The organism is Acinetobacter sp. NBRC 100985 (genome assembly GCF_000241225.1).
Taxonomy (GTDB): domain Bacteria; phylum Pseudomonadota; class Gammaproteobacteria; order Pseudomonadales; family Moraxellaceae; genus Acinetobacter; species Acinetobacter venetianus.
In genome coordinates this window covers 1-18,743 of record NZ_BAEB01000002.1, presented here as the reverse complement: position 1 = coordinate 18,743, position 18,743 = coordinate 1, and the positions used below count along the sequence as shown (strand labels likewise).

Genomic DNA, 18,743 nt, shown 5'->3' with positions numbered 1-18,743 from the left:
TGTACTTTTTCACCAATTAAACAATTTTATTCCAATTAAACCCTCCTGTTTGAATCCATTTGGATTAAGATAGTCATTCATTTACGGTTTCATTTTTTTATTAGGTCTAGTTATGTCACAGGCAAATGCCAATTTTGCAAAAAATACTCCCAACACAGAGAGTAAAGTGAATGACTCAGGTCAACTCAAAGAATTCAGAACTCCCCCCCATAACCTTGCAATTGAACAAGCAGTTTTAGCAGCACTAATGACTGTTGCAGAATCATTTGAGCAAGTGGGTGATTTACTCAAAGAAAATGATTTTTACGCGACGCGCCACAAATATATTTATCGCGCAATTGAAAAGCTTGCTCAAGAAAACTCACCTTATGATGCTGTACTCGTTAATGACTGGTTGCTCAAGCAAAACCTATTAGATGCAATTGGTGGTGAAGAATATTTAATGCAACTCATGGCAGACTCCCCTTCAAGTTTTTATAACTTGGAAACCTATGCCAATAAAATTAAAGAATTCTCAACCCTACGCAGCATGATTAAAGTCAGTAGTGATATTTTACAAAATGCTTATGATACGAAAGGTCGACCTGTCAGTGAAATTTTAGATTTAGCTGAAACCAATATTTTTTCGTTAGCAGAACAGCACAATAACAATAAAAAGGATGCTGGCCCTAAATCAATTAGCTCAGTTACTGCTGATGTCATTAGCAAACTGGATGAACTATCCAAAATGGATGGTAATATCACAGGACTTTCAACAGGCTTCCTTGAGCTAGACAATAAAACCTATGGTATGCAGGCAGGTGACTTAATTATTGTCGCTGCACGTCCTTCTATGGGTAAAACAACCTTTGCAATGAACTTAGTTGAAAGTGTTTTATTTAACTGTAATCTGCCCGCGCTGGTTTATTCAATGGAAATGCCAGCCGACTCCATTGCGATGCGTTTAATTTCTTCTTACGGCAAAGTTCACCAAGGACATTTACGTTCAGGGAAACTTGATGGTGATGAGTGGTCAAAAGTTACAGGTACGATTCTTCAACTTCAAGAAAAGCATTTGTACATTGATGATTCCTCAGCACTACCACCGACAGAAGTACGTTCTCGTGCGCGTCGTATTGCAAAAATGCATGACGGTAAAATTGGCTGCATCATGGTCGACTATTTACAGTTGATGAAAGTTCCAGGTATGGGCGACAACCGTGTCGGCGAGATTTCTGAAATTTCACGAAGCCTTAAAGCCTTGGCCAAAGAAATGAATTGTCCTGTGATTGCACTTTCACAGCTTAACCGTAGTCTAGAGAACCGACCAAACAAACGTCCTGTTATGTCAGATTTACGTGAATCAGGAGCGATCGAGCAGGATGCCGATTTGATCATGTTCATCTACCGTGATGAAGTCTATAACAAAGAATCAAAAGAAGCTGGTACAGCAGAAATCATTATCGGTAAACAACGTAACGGTCCGATTGGTACTGTTCGTCTTGCCTTTGAAGGTCAATATACGCGTTTTAGTAATCTCTCGCCTGAGTTCTATGCTCAATATGATGACGAGGAATAATTTTTAATTTTTAGCTCTTATATATCTTCCCAAGCCGTCCCAAAGGAGTACTCAGGGTGCGCCAAGCAACAGTTTATATTGATAGTCAGGCACTTCAATATAATTTAAACCGTGTCAAACAACTTGCACCACATTCAAAGATTGTAAGTATGGTAAAAGCCAATGCTTACGGACATGGAGTCAAAAACTGCTTAGCCGCCTTAAATACCACAGATGCCTTTGGTGTCGCCTGCTTAGAGGAAGCTTTAGAAATCAGGCGATTGGGATATCAACAATCCATTACCTTAATTGAAGGCATATTCTCTGAAGATGAAATGACGCAAGTGATTGAGCATAAACTGGAATGTATCGTTCATCATCGTCAACAAGTTGAATGGCTATTCGCCCACAAACAAGCTTATAACGCTTTAGGCTTAAAGGTTTGGGTCAAACTCAATAGTGGTATGAATCGCCTAGGCTTCAAAATAAATGAAATTATTGATGTTATTCAATGCTTAAAAGCTGAAGGATTCACCTGTGTATTGACCATGCATTTCGCCAATGCTGATGCAGATCACCCACTCAATCAGCAGCAAATTGAACAGTTTTTATCTGTAAAACAGGCTTGTGGACCCATCCTTGCTTCATGCTGTAATTCTGCTGCAATCTATAAATATCCAGAGCTACATTTTGATTATGTCCGCCCAGGTATCATGCTTTATGGTGCGAGCCCATTTGCAGATAAAACTGTGCACGACCTAGACTTAAAGCCAGTGATGACTTTTAGTGCAGAAATTATTGCACTGAATCATATCCAAAAAGGCGAATATGTGGGCTATGGTTCTACTTATACTGCTACACAAAATGCTGATATTGCCATAGTTTCAATTGGCTATGGGGATGGCTATCCACGAGCATTTATTCACCCTAACTTTGTTGCGATTCATCAGCAACTTGTTCCTATTGTAGGGCGAGTAAGCATGGATATGATTGCAATTGATATTAGTCAGGTTAAAGCTGAAATAGGCACTCAAGTCGAACTTTGGGGAAATACTCGCTTAGTGGATGATGTTGCGACTGCAAACGGTACTATTGGTTATGAGCTACTATGCAGACTGAGTAACCGACCAGTGCGAAAATTGAAATAGGAATATTAAAAAAAATCCAAGCAATTGCTTGGATTTTTAGTTTTACAAACCATAATCCGAAGTTGGCTTTGGCAATTCCTGCAAACCACGTCTTAATGTCTCAGACCATTGCTTGCTAATTTGACTAAAATAAGGATCTTCCTCATTGATTCTCTTCCCTTCTGGAATCAAGAAACTATCCTTATGATAAACCAAGACATCTAAAGGCAGCCCAACAGAAACATTTGATCGTAGAGTCGAATCAAAAGAAATCAAGGTACAGCGTAATGCATCATCTAGAGGCATTGTAAAATGTAAAGCACGATCTAAAATAGGTTTGCCATATTTACTTTCACCGATCTGAAAATATGGTGTATCCGTTGTCGCACAAATAAAATTCCCTTGAGGATAGACATTATAAAGCTCCATGTCCTCTCCTTTAATTTGGCCACCTACCAAAATACTGCAAGAATAATTCATTTGCTCTTGCGTATCTGTCGTGATGTCTTCTAAAACTTTACGTAATGTTTTACCGACAAGTTCTGCAACTTCAAACATTGTTTTTACGGTATATAAATTAGGCTCTTGATCTAAGGCCAAAGCATTTTGTAAATGCCCAATAACGGCCTGTGTTGTTGCTAGATTACCCGCTGTTTGTAGCGCGATAAATCGTTCACCTTCAACGCCAAAGGTATGTAATTTACGAAAAACAGATATATGATCGACCCCTGCATTCGTCCGAGTATCACTAATCAATACCAAACCTTGCTCTAATCTCAATGCACAACAATAGGTCATCTTTCTCTCTTTACACTCAACAAGCTAAAACCTGAACCACAGACATCATACTTTCTACTCCGCCTTGCTCACGCACACCACGTACTGGTGCGACATCGAGATAATCTCGACCAACCGCAACATAGATATGATTTTGAGGCGTAAATATCTGGTTACTAATATCGAAACAATACCATTCATTTTCAATAAAAGCTTCCGCCCATGCATGACTGGCGAGGTGTGGTTGGTCCTGGTCATATAAATAACCAGAAACATAACGAGCTGGTATCTGTAAGGCGCGACACATAGTGATAAACACATGTGCATGGTCTTGGCAGACCCCCTGACCTGCATAAAATGCATCAATCGCCGCGGTAGTCACTGAAGTACTCTCAGGCTGATATGGCATTTGTTGCAATATTTTTTCAGATAAAAGTATCAAGTGCTGACGATCTTTAATTTTGACTATCGATTGCGCAAAATCAAACATCATTAAATCACAATGTGTCATCGCAGTACGCTGTAGAAACAACATAGGCGAAACATCAATTTCAAAAAAACCAAGTTCGGTGTCAAAAAGCTCAACTATTCCCTGCGCCATAATCGTCAGGTAGCGGTAATCATGTCGTTGAGTTGCCGTAATCCATAAATTATTAAAAGCATCTCTTTTACAGGCATATTCTCCAGGAACACTAATATGCCAGTTTTCAATCGTCTGATGCCTCGAACTCTGAGGCATCATCTTAATCGACTGCACACTATTTCGTGCAATCTGAGTATAACGATAATGCGTTTGATGATTCACCATCAGCTTCATGCGTATACCTCAAATTGATTCTCTAGCTGATATGTAAAGGCATAGAACTGGTTTACATAAGGTTGATTTTTTAGAATCTCCCAACTGCTTTGCAGATCTTGCCATCCTAAGTCATATAACTGAACGACAACTGGATCAACCGTTTCTAATACATTGTGAATATTATGCTGGAACCGAAAGTAAGTATCTATTTGCTCTATGCTTTGTCCTAAATAAAAAATAAAAATATATCTGGCTGTTCAGCTTTTAGAATTTCACAGCAATCATCAATTACTGCACGAATATTTTCAGCCTCACACTTCACATTTTTGATTAAATGATTCAACTCTGCATATGCTTTTGCTGTTAAAAGACCTCTAAGTTCTTGAATATTATCTCTAGCGATCTCAAGCTGGCTGATTAAAGAATATGGTTGCTGCGGATCAAGCATAAACTGATTCAAATTTTCAGCATCATCAATATGTAAACATAATGCTTGAGCAAATGTCTCGGCTTGCTGGTCATTTGTAAAAGGCAAATGTTGAGCCACATAACCTATGCGAAATAAATAACGTCCTAACCAATAAATATGTTGTGCGCTTGAGCTGAGTAAATGCATAAATGTCCTCCCTTATCGTTAATAAAAGACCTAAACACTCACTCATGTTTAAATAAGTGTTTAAGCTAAAGTTCCATGTGGTAGATTCTAAGATCGTAGTGTTTCAACAACCCATGTATCTTTAATTCCGCCACCTTGAGAGGAATTTACAACTAGAGAGCCTGCTTGCATTGCAACACGGGTCAATCCACCCGGCACGATTTCAGTACGATAAGGAGAGCTCAATACAAAAGGACGTAAATCAATATGTCTTTCAGCAACACCTTCCGTCGTTAAAGTCGGTGCGACAGAAAGCGCTAATGTCGGCTGAGCAATATAAAGACATGGCGACTCAATAATTTTCTGTCTAAATGCTTCTATTTGCTCTTGGTCTGCTTGAGGGCCAATCAACATACCGTAACCACCAGACCCTTGAGCTTCTTTAACAACTAATTTTTCTAAGTTATTTAATACATAATCCAAATGCTCAGCATCACGACATTGATAAGTTGGCACATTATTTAGAATTGGACTTTCTCCCAAATAATATTGAATCATTTGATCAACATAAGGATAAATCGACTTATCATCTGCCACACCCGTTCCCGGCGCATTTGCAATCACTACATTATTTTGCAGATAAGCAGACATCAGCCCTGCAACCCCAAGCGTGCTATCTGGTCTAAAAGTTAAAGGGTCTAAGAAATCATCATCTAAACGTCTATAAATCACATCCACTTGCTGACGGCCACGAACTGTTTTCACAAAAACATGATCATTTTCAACAAATAAATCTCGACTTGTCACTAGTGGAACATCCATTTCACGGGCCAGAAATGCATGTTCATAATAAGCACTATTAAAACGTCCCGGTGTTAAGACAACAATCAACGGATTATCGACATGTGCATTCTCTGCTAAAACTTCTCTTAGTAAAGTTGGATATTGCTCAATCCCCTGTAAATTATTACTAGAACATAAATCAGGCATGAGTGTTTGGCTGATTTTGCGGCTTTCGATCATATAAGACACCCCAGATGGTGTTCTTAAATTATCTTCCAGCACAAAAAAATCGCCCTGACCGTCTCGAATAATATCAATGCCACTAATTTGCGAATAAATCTTACCTTTTAGATTATGCTTCAACATATGTGGCTGAAATGCTTCATGCGACATGATTTGAGCTGCTGGAATCAAACCATCTTTTAAAATGTTTTGTTGATGGTAAATATCATCTAAAAATAGATTCAATGCTTTGACACGTTGTGCACAGCCTGTTGAAATTTTTTCCCATTGTTTCTTTTCAATGACTCTTGGAATTAAATCATAAGGAATCGTTCTTTCAGTACCCTCATGATCACCATAAACGTTGAATGTAATACCTTGATAGAGAAAATGTTGTTTAGCTTGTGCACCAAGTAATTTAAGATCCTCCAAACTACGCAGACTTAACCATTGTTCAATCTTTTTAGAAGCTTCACCGTTAATACTTTTATCGTCTAACATTTCGTTGAAAAATTGCGATTTGAGTTGCTCAAATAAATTTGGTGTGACATTGAGCTGTTGAATAAATGTAGACGAATGTACTGATACTGCTGCAGCCGTTTGATCTGGCGCATAATAATCTGTGCTGACATGTAGGTTGTGTTCTTGTTCTGACATAGAAACCTCGTCTCATCATTTATTTATATAACTAGCAAAGCAATTTCGATGCCACTTATATCTGATGGATATTTTTTATACAGCCTAAACATACTCCTGCAAAGCTGCCGACGTTTCAGTCGTAAATACGTAATCTCGATATGATGCGCTTGCCAAATGCCAATAGTTTTTTTATTGTGTGTGCTTTAGAGCATTGAATTATTTATTACGCATATGTCATCTGCACAAGAAAAAGAAACATCCAATAGTCTTTATCGCCAATGGCAAATCTTATCTCGTCTCTCGACAGGGAAATGGATGGGAACACGTGAACTTCAAGAAATATTAGAACGAGAAGGGATCGATATTAGTTTACGCACCATTCAACGTGATCTAAATCAAATTGCACAACGCTTTCCAATTGAAAGCAACAAAACAGTTCCTCAAGGTTGGCGCTGGCGCTCAGATGCACCAATTCAAAGCTTGCCACATATGACTAGCTCTCAAGCTGTTACGTTTATGATGGTTGAGGAACACCTAAGACATTTGCTACCACCAAGTTTACTCGAAGAAATGATGCCTTGGTTCGACCTCGCAAAACGCAGTTTATCGACTCAAAATAACGTTCGACAATGGATCAATCGCGTTCGTATTGTGCCTGCCAATCAACCACTCATTCCACCAATGGTCGATAAACTAGCTCAACAAGCGATCTATGAAGGTCTTTTGCAAGATAAACAAATTGAGTGTATTTATAGCGCACGAACAAACCAAGGCGAAGATAAAACGTATATTTTGAATCCACTCGCTTTGGTTCAAAGAGGTGCTGTTATTTATCTTATTTGCACGAGAAATGATAAAACTGATGTCCAAACTTTTGCGCTGCACCGTTTTAAAGCAGCGACCGTTTTAGAAAGCCGTGCCTTACATCCTGTAAATTTTGACATTGATCATTATATTGACTCTGGTGCATTAGGTTTCCGTGTTGATTACAGTAAACCGACTGAACAAATTCTGCTTAAACTCACAATGACTGAGAATACTGCCAAAAGCTTTTATGAAAGTCAGTTAAGTAAAGACCAGATCATCACGCCATTAGAAGAAAATATTGTTGAAGTCTCAGCAAATGTTCCTTTTACATCTCAGCTCGTTTGGTGGCTAAGAAGTTTTGGCAAAAAGCTATTAAATATCGAACCAATTGCTGTTTATAATGCCGTCAAAGAAATTGAAGACTCTAAATAAAAAAGAGAACCATCTAGGTTCTCTAAAATTTTTATATAATTTATCCTAAATAATCAGTATTTTTTCTTAGATTAATTTGAATTAAGCCAATTTCCCCCACTGTTTAAAATTGGCTTGAACTCTATGATCACGATGAGTTTAATTAAAAACAGCATGCAAGTTCATAACCATTGTAACGAATCCGCTTTTTGGTCATTGTTAAAACCCTCTTTATTTAAATGAAGAACCAATATAACAATGATTTTTTAGCCAGAGAAATAACAAAGATTGCAGTTAAAATCTATTTTTCTGCTAGATATACTGAATATATAAATCTATAAAATAAAAAAGCTCCCCAAAGGGAGCTTTAAATCATACCATTAGCTTAAGCTGAAAATGGATGACGTAAAACGATTGTTTCTGCACGGTCTGGACCAGTTGAAACGATATCAATTGGGCAACCAATTAAAGTTTCGATACGACGTACATAAGCCAATGCATTTGCTGGCAGTTGCTCAATTTGAGTTAAACCAACTGTAGATTCACTCCAGCCCGGCATTGTTTCATAGATCGGCTTCAAGCTTTCGAATGAAATCGCATCAGAAGAACCTGCACAACCTGAATCCACATCTTCATAACCGATACAGATTTTAACTTCTTCTAAACCATCTAATACATCAAGTTTAGTTAAGCAAATACCAGATAGTGAGTTCACCTCTACAGAACGACGTAGAATTTCAGCATCGAACCAACCGCAACGACGTTGACGGCCAGTAGAAGCACCAAATTCATGACCTACAGTACCTAAATGACGACCAATTGCATCACCTGTATCTGTCGAAGCATCATAGTGCAATTCTGTAGGGAAAGGACCAGCACCTACACGAGTTGTATATGCTTTTGTAATACCCAATACATAATCTAAATGTAATGGCCCCATACCCGAACCAGAGCTTACGCCACCAGCAGTGGTATTTGAACTCGTAACAAATGGATATGTACCATGATCGATATCAAGTAAAGAACCTTGTGCACCCTCGAACATGATTGCCTTACCTTCTTTGCGGTAATCATGTAACACTTTAGTGACATCAATCACTAATGGTGCAAGCACTTCACGCCAAGCGTTACAAAGTGCAAGTACATCTTCAAACTTAACTTCTTCAACGCCATAGAATTGAGAAAGTTGGAAGTTATGAAGCTCAAGCATTTCCTTGAGTTTTTCTTCAAGTAATTCACCACCACGAATCAAGTCAGCAACACGCACAGCGCGGCGAGCGACTTTATCTTCGTAAGCAGGACCAATACCACGACCAGTTGTACCAATCTTCGCATTACCGCGTTTCTTTTCACGTGCTTGGTCAAGTGCGATATGGTTTGGCAAAATTAAAGGACAGTTTGGAGAAATACGTAAACGTTCTTTAACAGGTACGCCTTCTTCTTCCAAAATTGCCATTTCTTTAATTAAAGCTTCAGGTGATAACACCACACCATTACCAATTAAGCACAATACGTTTTCACGTAAAATACCTGATGGAATGAGGTGTAATACAGTTTTCTTACCACCTACGACAAGCGTATGCCCTGCATTGTGACCACCTTGATAACGTACAACCGCAGCCGCTTGATCTGTGAGCAGGTCGACGATTTTACCTTTACCTTCGTCGCCCCATTGGGTACCAAGTACCACAACATTTTTGCCCATAATAGCCTCATTACATCATGCTGTTAAAATTGGAAACTAAGCTGTAGAGCCAGCTTAGCAATTAAATTTTTTCAATGACCCATTGCCCATTTTGAGACACCATTTGATGTGTCGCATATGGCACTGAGCTTAAATCATCATTACCTAACAACTGCACGACACGTAAACCGTTCAGACGTGCATCTGCAATTGCTTTTAATAAATCTTGTTCACTTCCTTTAGGTGCAACAATCGTTTCAATTTCTACAAATTGAGTTGCGCCTAAAGCGTATAAATCACAACTAAAACCAGTTGCTGGTCGTGCTCGTCCAAAGTGCTCACCAATACCATCATAACGGCCGCCTTGTGCAAGTGGCGCAGCACGATTTGGCGCATAAATGGCATACATCAAACCAGTATGATAGTGATAACTACGTAACTCGATAACGTCGATTCCAATATTTAAATTAGACCAACGTGACTGAATTTGAGTAAAAGTAGATTTCAATGCATCAAATGCATTTTTAAAATCAATATCATTTAAAATATCTTGGCTTAGATGCGTTTGTAATGCATCTAGATCACTCGCATAACGACCTAAAGCATAAAAATCAGCACCCATTGCAAGATCTTTAGTAAACTCTTCAAGTTCAGGTAATGCTTTACGCTGATATAAATCAGAGAGCTGATTTTCTGTATTTTTATTTAAACCAGCACGCTTTACTAAACTACGGAATAAACCAACATGACCTAAATCTAAATGAGCGCCATCTAAAGTATGCGTATGCTCAATCAAAGCCAACATCACATCAATCATTTCAACATCAGCTTCAATGCTGTCATGACCATATAACTCTGCACCAAGCTGTAAAGGCGCACGCGTTGCATTAAAATTCTGTGGTTTAGTATGAAGCACAGTACCTGCATAGCAATAGCGAGCCACACCTTCAATTGGTCGTACATGCGCATCTATACGCGCAACTTGTGGCGTCATATCTGCACGCACACCAAGCAAACGACCAGAAAGCTGATCAATGACTTTAAAAGTCACTAAGTCTAAATCTTGATTAGATTCTGATAATGACGACAACGATTCAATGTATTCAATAAATGGTGTGTATACCAATTGATAACCTCGAACTGCAAGGAAATCTAAAGCTGCGCGACGCAAAGTTTCAACGACTTGCGCTTGTTCTGGCAATACATCTGCTACCCCATCTGGTAGCAACCATGTCTCTGAAATGGTCATGTTTCAAACCTAAAATCTGTTCAATGTGGAGGCATCCACATAAAAAGCAACCACATAAAAAAATCGGGTGAATGCCCGATTCAGCGTAGTGTAGCACGAAGATTTATGCGATGCACCTGAGAATTTGAATAATTCGGTATCGTATTGCCTCCAGCACATCAGCACATATTTATGAATTTAATAAATAGATTCAATTAATTAAAAATCACTCATGACTAGCGTCGACTATCGTTCGTGATCCAAAGAACTGTCCAACATCTGAACTATCACCTTGTTTCCAATTGATCAGATTTAATTTTTTGAGTGTTTTAATCGCCTGTAAGTTAAACGCAAAGCAGCCTTTTTCTAAGTTTGCAATTCGCATCTTTTGACCCAATATAATCATTTGACTAATTTGATCATCCCTATCATATTTTTCAAATGAATTTAGCTGATCGCGAGCATAGCTTAAGCTCTGCTCTACCGACCACGGCTGCGATGGCGTATAAATAGCATAAGCAGATTGATCAGTAGCATCACCTATTGTTCCAACTGTTTCTTCTACATCTAAATTATTTAATAAGAATATCCAATCATATCCATGCCAATTTCCCCAAGCCAGTTGATAATCAGATTGATTTGAAATCGGAGGATATTTCAAGCCTTCATATTGGTTAACAATCCGCTCACGTACTTCTGCGAAGGAAGGACTATCGAATGAATCGACTTGAGTAATATGATTCTGGTTCCATTGCGTTTCCTTTAAACGATAGCAAATGCTATTTTTAGGAAAAACAGTATCTTTATAATTTTGATAAAATTTAATTAAATTTTGATTTAATCCATTTGTTTCATTGGAACTTAAATTAATATTTTCACGATATCCTGGCAATACGCGATCAAAAACATTTTGCCCATCTAATTGCACCAACTCAAAACTCAAATCCTGTTGCAACTCAGATGTACGCTCATATCGCCATTGAGTAGGTGTAAGTCTTTTGAAGACATTGCTCTGCGGTGTTCCAATTTCTAAAATTTTAGATTCAGTTAAAATTCTTCTGTCTAAAGGTTGGTTATGTGATTTATTAAAATTAATTTGATTGTCTTGAATCAGATATGTTGTTATCTCAAAAAAATCTGTGCTCAAACCAGATGAGACATTAAATGGTTGATAATATACTTTGTACAGTGCATTTTGTTCAGATGATTCATCATCAGATTTTTTATCATTACTCTGATTCGAGCCACCACCGCAAGCTGTTAAAATAAATGTTGAAAATATAATAAGAGTTCCTGTTATTTTTTTTGATCCAAGCTTCATAGGTCAACAATCATTTTCAATTTATTTAGAAGCTAAAATAATATCAAAAACAGTAAAAAGCTAACAAGAAAAAATCCTAGAGTTTATTTTTAATTTTCATAAATATCGAAACAGTTAGTTTAATAAAATTCTAATAATTAATCTAAGTCTATACCTTTAATAAAACACTCCATTTTTTGACTTTTTGTATCAGTTGTATCAGAACGAAGAGAGATTCCATCTAACTTAGATAAAAATTGAAAACCATGTTTAAGATAAAGATTTTTCGCATGCAGTTTATGATCGGAGACGCTTAGTACAATTCGATGATGTCCCTTAGAAATCGCTAACTTCTTAACTTCAACAATCAAATGATCTGCTATACTACTGTCACGAAATAAAGGGTTAACCCACATAGCAATCAGATTAAACTCTAACTCAGAATTAAGAGTTCCACCAACTATACCCACTGCCCGAGCATTGTGAATCGCGAGAATATATTGATTGTTAGTCCTTTGTGCTGCCCGATTACGCCATTCTTTCTCATGATATTTCTCAGTAGTTGCATAAGTTGCAGTAAATGCATCAGGACTATCAAATAATGACTGCAAACGAATGGCTTTAAGTATCTCCCAATCATCTTCACAAGTAAGACGGAATTCAAAGTTACTTAAATTATATTTCATTCACATCCTCAAAATTATTATGAATTTTAATAGTTTGAAGTTAAATAAAAATAGTAAGATCATTCCCATGTCTGAAAATAGGCTTATATCATTAAACTAAATGCAATCAATTTGAAAGTTTAAACATATAACAACTTAATTTACTATTTCCCTTTACCACCTTTAACTACGATCTCTAAAACATTTACTAGTTCGGCATTTTGTTTTTCTAGTGCGGCAATATTCGCCACTGTTCTATCCAACACCTCTTGTTGAACATGCATTTTCTTTGCCAAATCTTGCATAATTTCTAAGCTTTTTTTAAGGTGTAGCTCTAAATGAAGCACTTTCTCCTCAAGCTGGAGAACCTCAACATCTTGAGTTTTCACTTCTACATTTTTAAATTGAAACCAAAATAAAAAAACAACTGCCAACATTAATAAGATAATGAAACCCCACATCATCATTAATCCCATTTCCCCTCTCCAATTCTTATTCTCTACGATTATTTATTAAATGATTCACATAAATCTAACAAGCGATTCGCATAGCCCCATTCATTATCATACCATGCAAAAACTTTCGCCTGATGGCCTACAACGATTGTTTGTGTTAAATCTACAATCAAAGAATATGGTGAATGATTAAAATCACTTGATACAAGATCCTCATCTGTCACTTGCATAATTTGAGCATAATCAAATTGTGCCGCTTTGACCAACACCTCATTTATTTTATGTACGGTAATTGGTGATTGAGAAATAAAGGTGAGATCAATTGCCGCCACATTTATGGTCGGTACACGTATCGAATATCCATCAATACGATCTTCCATTTTTGGCATAACACGTTTCAATGCACCTAAAGCACTTGATGTCGTTGGAATGATATTTTGTCCAGATGCTCTTGCTCGACGTAAATCTCGATGTGCATGGTCTAAAACAGATTGATCCGCTGTTACCGCATGAATTTCAGTCATCAGTGCTGTTTCAATACCAAAAGCATCATCAATGATTTTAACCAGTGGTACCAATGCTTGCGTTGTACATGAAACACTTGAAATAATTTGATCCGAGGGTTTTACGTCTGCGTGATTTACACCATAAACAATCGCAGCATCAACGGTATCAAAAGGTGCAGCCCCGATAATGACTCTTTTTGCTCCTGCCTCAACATGACGCGTTGCATCAGCTCTGGAGCGGAAAAGACCTGTACACTCAAGCACCACGTCAATATTTAATTTTTCCCATGGTAGACATTCAGGACATTCGTTATTAAACACTTGTAATCTGAGTTGACGTTGATTTGACTGAATGTTCAAAAAAATGTGCTCGCCATCAATTTGAATATCAACTTGTCCAGCAAAACGACCATGCGTCGTATCATATTTAAAAAGATGCACTAAAGTCTGTACATCAGCAATGTCATTAATGGCAACGATTTCAAATTGAAACTTCTTTGAGTTTTCAAACCATGCACGTAACACATTCCGACCAATTCGACCAAATCCATTGATAGCGATACGTTGCATGTAGCATCCTTATTCATCAAAACATCATCTTTTCTATGCTATATGGTAAAACATGAGAAGCATTGTTGAATATAGATTTTTAGCTTAAACACAGTTTTATATGATATTGCTTGTAAAATCGTTGGTTGGGCACACATTTTCCGTTATAATTTAGCACTTTTAAAATCTATGCCATGCAATAGGTTCGATTGTAGAACTTAAAACAACTTTCCTCATTGCATATAGCCAAATTCAAAATTATGGAGTGTCTTGGTTGTGAGTACTCGTTTTATGACATCAGCTGAAATTCGTGAAGCTTTTTTGCGTTATTTTGAATCGCAAGGCCACACACGTGTCGCGTCGAGTTCTCTCGTTCCCGCCAACGACCCAACGTTGCTGTTTACAAATGCTGGGATGAACCAGTTTAAAGATTGTTTCTTAGGCTTAGAAAAGCGCGACTATATACGCGCAGTATCATCACAAAAATGTGTACGTGCAGGTGGTAAACATAACGACCTTGATAATGTCGGTTATACTGCTCGTCACCATACATTCTTTGAGATGTTAGGTAACTTCTCTTTTGGTGATTATTTCAAACAAAATGCACTTAAATTCGCTTGGGAGTTTTTAACCAGCGAACAATGGTTAGGCTTACCAAAAGATCGTCTTTATGTCACGGTTTATCATACTGATGATGAAGCCTTTGACATATGGAATAAAGAGATCGGCGTAGATGCCGAGCGTATTATCCGTATCGGTGATAACAAAGGTGGTCAATACGCTTCAGATAACTTCTGGGCAATGGGTGATACAGGTCCTTGCGGCCCTTGTTCTGAAATTTTCTATGATCATGGCGACCATATCTGGGGTGGATTACCAGGTACACCAGAAGAAGATGGCGATCGCTTCATCGAAATCTGGAACAACGTTTTCATGCAGTTCAACCGCACTGCGGATGGTGTTATGCACCCTCTTCCAGCACCTTCTGTCGATACAGGTATGGGCTTGGAGCGTATTTCAGCTGTGCTTCAGCATGTCAATTCGAACTACGAAATTGACTTATTCCAACATTTGTTAAAAGCAGCTGCTGACATCATTGGCATTCAAGAAGAAGGCCAACCTTCTTTACGTGTTCTTGCTGACCATGCCCGCTCTTGCTGCTTCTTGATCGCAGATGGCGTGAATCCTTCAAATGAAGGTCGTGGTTATGTGTTACGTCGTATTATCCGTCGCGCAGTACGTCATGGTAATAAACTAGGTGCAACAGGTACATTCTTCTACAAGATGCTACAACCACTCATCGAGGTCATGGGTGAAGCTTATCCAGAATTAGTTACACGCAAAGATGTTATTGAAGCAACTCTAATCCGTGAAGAAGAACAGTTTGCCAAGACACTTGAGCAAGGCTTAAAACTTTTAGAGGGTGAACTCGCTCAACTAAAAGGCAATGTGATTGCAGGTGAAACTGTATTCAAACTTTATGACACTTATGGCTTCCCAACTGACTTAACTGCTGATATCGCACGTGAACGTGATCTAACGATTGATGAAGCTGGTTTCGAAGTAGAAATGGCTGCTCAACGCCAACGTGCTCGTGATGCTGGTAAATTCGCAGTTGACTATAACAGCATTGTTAAAGTCGAAGGCGAAACACAATTTGATGGTTATGATGCAACTCAGGGTCAAGGTCAAATTGTTGCGATCTATAAAGATGGCATTCAGGTTGATGAAGTTAACGAAGGTGATGAAGCACTTATCGTATTGAACCAAACCCCTTTCTATGCAGAAAGTGGTGGTCAGATTGGTGACACAGGTATCTTCAAGAACGATACGGGTATCTTTGAAGTTCAAGATACAAAAAAATCTGGTGGAGCATTTGTACACCAAGGTATCGTTACTGTTGGTAGTCTAAAAACTTCACAAAATGTAGAAGCGACTGTTAAAGCAGATCTACGTGATGCAACCGCTCGCAATCACTCTGCGACTCACCTTTTACATGCTGCATTACGTCAGATTTTAGGTGATCACGTTCAACAAAAAGGTTCTTTGGTCGCAAGCGATATTTTACGTTTTGACTTTGCCAATGATCAACCTGTTACGTTTGAACAAATTCAACAGATCGAACGTTTAGTCAATGCTGAAGTGATCTCAAATACTCCAGTCACTACCGAACTTCTCGATATCGAATCTGCAAAAGCGAAAGGCGCAATGATGCTTTTCGGGGAAAAATATGGCGAAGAAGTTCGCGTATTATCTATGGGTTCTGTGATTGAAGAGAAAAACTTCTCGATCGAACTATGTGGTGGTATTCACGTAAAACGTACAGGTGATATTGGTTTATTCAAGATCACCTCTGAAGGCGGTGTTGCCGCAGGTGTTCGTCGTATCGAGGCGGTAACAGGTTCAAAAGCACTCGAAGCTGTTCAAAAAGCCGATCGTGATATTCAGACAATCAATGGTTTACTTAAAGCTCAAAAAGAGCAAACCGTTGAGAAGGTTGAAGCAATTGTTGATACGGCGTCTAGCTTGCAAAAACAGATTGAACAACTTAATCAGAAGTTAGCAAGTTTCCAAGCAGCTGAATTACTCGGCCAAGTAAAAACAATTGCTGGTCGTCAAACACTTATCACGACTGTTCAAGGTCTGGATGCAAAGTCACTACGCAATCTACATGACAGCGTAAAATCAAAATTGGAAGATGCAGTCATTATTTTAGCTGGCGTTGAAGGCGATAAAGTGAGTTTAATCGCGTCCGTCGCTAAACAATATGCTGCAACTCTAAAAGCAGGTGACATCATCAAACACTTAGCTCAAGAGCTTGGTGGTAAAGGTGGTGGTAAACCTGACTTAGCACAAGGTGGCGCGCCACTAAACGAGAAGTTTGATCAAGTGATCGCAGCATTACCTGCATGGCTTGAGCAATAAGAACTTCACTTTTGTGTAACTGGCCCTGATGCCTCTCAGGGTCATGGCTTATATGGAACAACTATGGCATTAATCGTTCAAAAGAATTAATACCATTAAGCCACTCTAAGACAGACCAAGACAAAAACTACAATAAAAGCCTTATTTTTCAATATTTCTCCCACTTTTAATATAGACACACTAAGACATAATAGGACAGAATAAGTCTGATCAATTATGTACATATTCGTACCTTTCGTTTGCTTAACAAAAATTATGTACACAGGTGGACTATGGCTTTAACTGAAATGTGGCTGAAAGCTAATAACGGCAAGGCTCGTGAAAAAGTTGAAGAAATAGCAGACCGTGACTCTATGAGTGTTCGAATCTCACCTAAGGGCAAAATTGTCTTTCAACTTCGTTACAGATTCGCAGGGAAAGCCGACAGACTTGATCTAGGTACTTACCCTCACCTTCTATTAAAAGATGCCAGAATCAAAGCTGGTGAGATGCGTGCGCTCTTAGATAAGGGGCTTAACCCAAAACTTGAGCAACGTGTACAACAGCAAAAATATATTGATGCCAGTACCTTTGAAGAAGTGTTTAACGATTGGTATGAGAGTCACTGTGCTAAGAAGAAAAAATCTGCCCAACAGATTAAAAATACTTTTGAGCAGCATGTCATACCTGAAATTGGTGATTTACCAATCGAGCGGATCACTCTTCAGCAGTGGTTAACCTTACTTGAAGAATTGGCAGAAGATGTTCCTTCTATCTCTGATCGTGTACTTACTAATGCAAAACAGGTTTTAAAGTGGGCTAAAAAAAGACAGTTACTTGAAGTTAATGTTTTGTCTGATATCTATGCGAAAGAAGATCTAGGCATTGAACGAAATAGAGGTACTAGATTTCTATCTGATGAAGAAATCAAAATGGTTTGGATGGCAATTGAAGAATCTAATATTTTGCCCAAAAACAAAATTTTCTTAAAACTATGCTTAATGTATGGCTGTAGAAATGGCGAACTCAGAGCAGCTAAGAAGTCTGATTTCGATTTAAACAGAAAAGTATGGATTGTTCCTGTAGTGAACAATAAGACTGGTAAGAAAACTGGTCGTGAAATCATTCGCCCAATTTTGCCTGAAATGGAAGCATTAATTGTAGAAGCTTTTGACTACAACAATTCTGTGTATTTCCTAACAAATGATAATGAAGACACACCCATGAGTCATGGATCTTCTAACTCATTATCTGGTTATATTATGGAGCGTCTCAGAAGGCATCATGATTACCATATGAAGCATTGGTCTCTGCACGATCTAAGAAGAACAGCACGTACTAACTTCAGTGCATTTACATCGCGAGACGTTGCACAACTTATGATTGGCCATGTAATGCCTGGTGAACAAGGTACTTATGATTATTATGAGTACTTACCGCCACAGACTGAAGCATATACAAAGTGGATTGATAAGTTAAAATCACTAAGTGAATAGCTCACAAATCGAGAAAATTATAGTTATGAGAAAGCCCATCTGGGCTTTCTTTATTGCTAAGCACTATGATGAATATTCATTACTTTATTTGATTTAATACACCTTGAACTTCATTTTTAGTTAAAGAGCGCATATTCTCATCCATACAATCTTTAAATAGTGTAATTTTTTCAATGCTAGTTTCAGGCAAAGCCTTATTCATAAAACATTGGTCCGATTTACAATCATTATTGTTAATTAAAGTTTTATAGTTTAAAAA

15 protein-coding genes and 1 pseudogene are annotated in these 18,743 nt (G+C 38.1%); 5 read left to right on the top strand and 11 right to left on the bottom strand.

What is annotated here, in order from left to right; translation table 11 throughout:
• Positions 1-112 precede the first annotated feature (112 nt).
• Entirely contained in the window at positions 113-1,558 is a 1,446-nt protein-coding gene (dnaB, locus tag ACT4_RS00820; RefSeq protein WP_004878633.1) for a replicative DNA helicase, read from the top strand.
• Positions 1,559-1,614: 56 nt separating this feature from the next.
• Positions 1,615-2,685 carry an alanine racemase gene (gene alr / locus ACT4_RS00815; RefSeq protein ID WP_007478679.1) on the top strand — a complete coding sequence of 357 codons (1,071 nt, stop codon included), beginning with the start codon at positions 1,615-1,617 and terminating at the stop codon, positions 2,683-2,685.
• 42 nt (positions 2,686-2,727) lie between these two features.
• On the opposite strand, the gene ACT4_RS00810 is transcribed toward alr, so the two are convergent.
• The 4 genes and pseudogenes from ACT4_RS00810 to ACT4_RS00795 form a co-directional block, all read right to left on the bottom strand.
• Positions 2,728-3,462, bottom strand: coding sequence for a proteasome-type protease (locus ACT4_RS00810; protein ID WP_004878630.1), 735 nt, complete (start codon positions 3,460-3,462; stop codon positions 2,728-2,730).
• 16 nt (positions 3,463-3,478) lie between these two features.
• Positions 3,479-4,258 (bottom strand): transglutaminase family protein, encoded by a 780-nt coding sequence (locus ACT4_RS00805; protein ID WP_007478677.1) that lies wholly within the window; start codon positions 4,256-4,258, stop codon positions 3,479-3,481.
• A pseudogene (locus ACT4_RS00800) lies at positions 4,255-4,856 on the bottom strand (alpha-E domain-containing protein). The gene ACT4_RS00805 and the pseudogene ACT4_RS00800 overlap by 4 nt, the downstream one beginning before the upstream one ends.
• Before the next feature lie 87 nt (positions 4,857-4,943).
• A complete protein-coding gene (locus tag ACT4_RS00795) occupies positions 4,944-6,497 on the bottom strand; it encodes a circularly permuted type 2 ATP-grasp protein (RefSeq protein ID WP_004878625.1) in 1,554 nt (517 codons plus the stop codon).
• A 213-nt stretch (positions 6,498-6,710) separates the two neighbouring features.
• On the opposite strand from ACT4_RS00795, the gene ACT4_RS17375 reads away from it, so the two are divergent.
• Positions 6,711-7,718 carry a YafY family protein gene (locus ACT4_RS17375; protein ID WP_007478670.1) on the top strand — a complete coding sequence of 336 codons (1,008 nt, stop codon included), beginning with the start codon at positions 6,711-6,713 and terminating at the stop codon, positions 7,716-7,718.
• Positions 7,719-8,082: 364 nt separating this feature from the next.
• On the opposite strand, the gene ACT4_RS00785 is transcribed toward ACT4_RS17375, so the two are convergent.
• The 6 genes from ACT4_RS00785 to ACT4_RS00760 all read right to left on the bottom strand — a co-directional run bounded on the left by ACT4_RS00785 (position 8,083) and on the right by ACT4_RS00760 (position 14,105).
• Positions 8,083-9,402, bottom strand: coding sequence for an adenylosuccinate synthase (locus ACT4_RS00785; protein ID WP_007478668.1), 1,320 nt, complete (start codon positions 9,400-9,402; stop codon positions 8,083-8,085).
• A 61-nt stretch (positions 9,403-9,463) separates the two neighbouring features.
• Complete coding sequence (locus tag ACT4_RS00780) at positions 9,464-10,630, bottom strand: ATP phosphoribosyltransferase regulatory subunit (RefSeq protein ID WP_007478666.1); 1,167 nt, start codon at positions 10,628-10,630, stop codon at positions 9,464-9,466.
• A 205-nt stretch (positions 10,631-10,835) separates the two neighbouring features.
• Complete coding sequence (locus ACT4_RS00775) at positions 10,836-11,930, bottom strand: hypothetical protein (protein ID WP_007478665.1); 1,095 nt, start codon at positions 11,928-11,930, stop codon at positions 10,836-10,838.
• Positions 11,931-12,067: 137 nt separating this feature from the next.
• A complete protein-coding gene (locus ACT4_RS00770; RefSeq protein ID WP_007478663.1) occupies positions 12,068-12,595 on the bottom strand; it encodes a GNAT family N-acetyltransferase in 528 nt (175 codons plus the stop codon).
• 143 nt (positions 12,596-12,738) lie between these two features.
• On the bottom strand, positions 12,739-13,050 hold the full coding sequence (locus ACT4_RS00765) for a hypothetical protein (protein WP_007478661.1): 312 nt from the start codon (positions 13,048-13,050) through the stop codon (positions 12,739-12,741).
• A gap of 29 nt (positions 13,051-13,079) precedes the next feature.
• Positions 13,080-14,105 carry a type I glyceraldehyde-3-phosphate dehydrogenase gene (locus ACT4_RS00760; RefSeq protein WP_007478659.1) on the bottom strand — a complete coding sequence of 342 codons (1,026 nt, stop codon included), beginning with the start codon at positions 14,103-14,105 and terminating at the stop codon, positions 13,080-13,082.
• A 255-nt stretch (positions 14,106-14,360) separates the two neighbouring features.
• Between ACT4_RS00760 and alaS the strand changes: the two genes are divergently transcribed.
• Complete coding sequence (alaS, locus tag ACT4_RS00755) at positions 14,361-17,009, top strand: alanine--tRNA ligase (RefSeq protein WP_007478657.1); 2,649 nt, start codon at positions 14,361-14,363, stop codon at positions 17,007-17,009.
• 272 nt (positions 17,010-17,281) lie between these two features.
• On the top strand, positions 17,282-18,484 hold the full coding sequence (locus ACT4_RS00750; protein ID WP_007478655.1) for a site-specific integrase: 1,203 nt from the start codon (positions 17,282-17,284) through the stop codon (positions 18,482-18,484).
• A 79-nt stretch (positions 18,485-18,563) separates the two neighbouring features.
• Here the strand turns inward: ACT4_RS00750 and ACT4_RS17370 are convergent.
• A partial coding sequence (locus ACT4_RS17370; protein ID WP_034604381.1) for a hypothetical protein occupies positions 18,564-18,743 on the bottom strand: 180 nt, incomplete at its 5' end.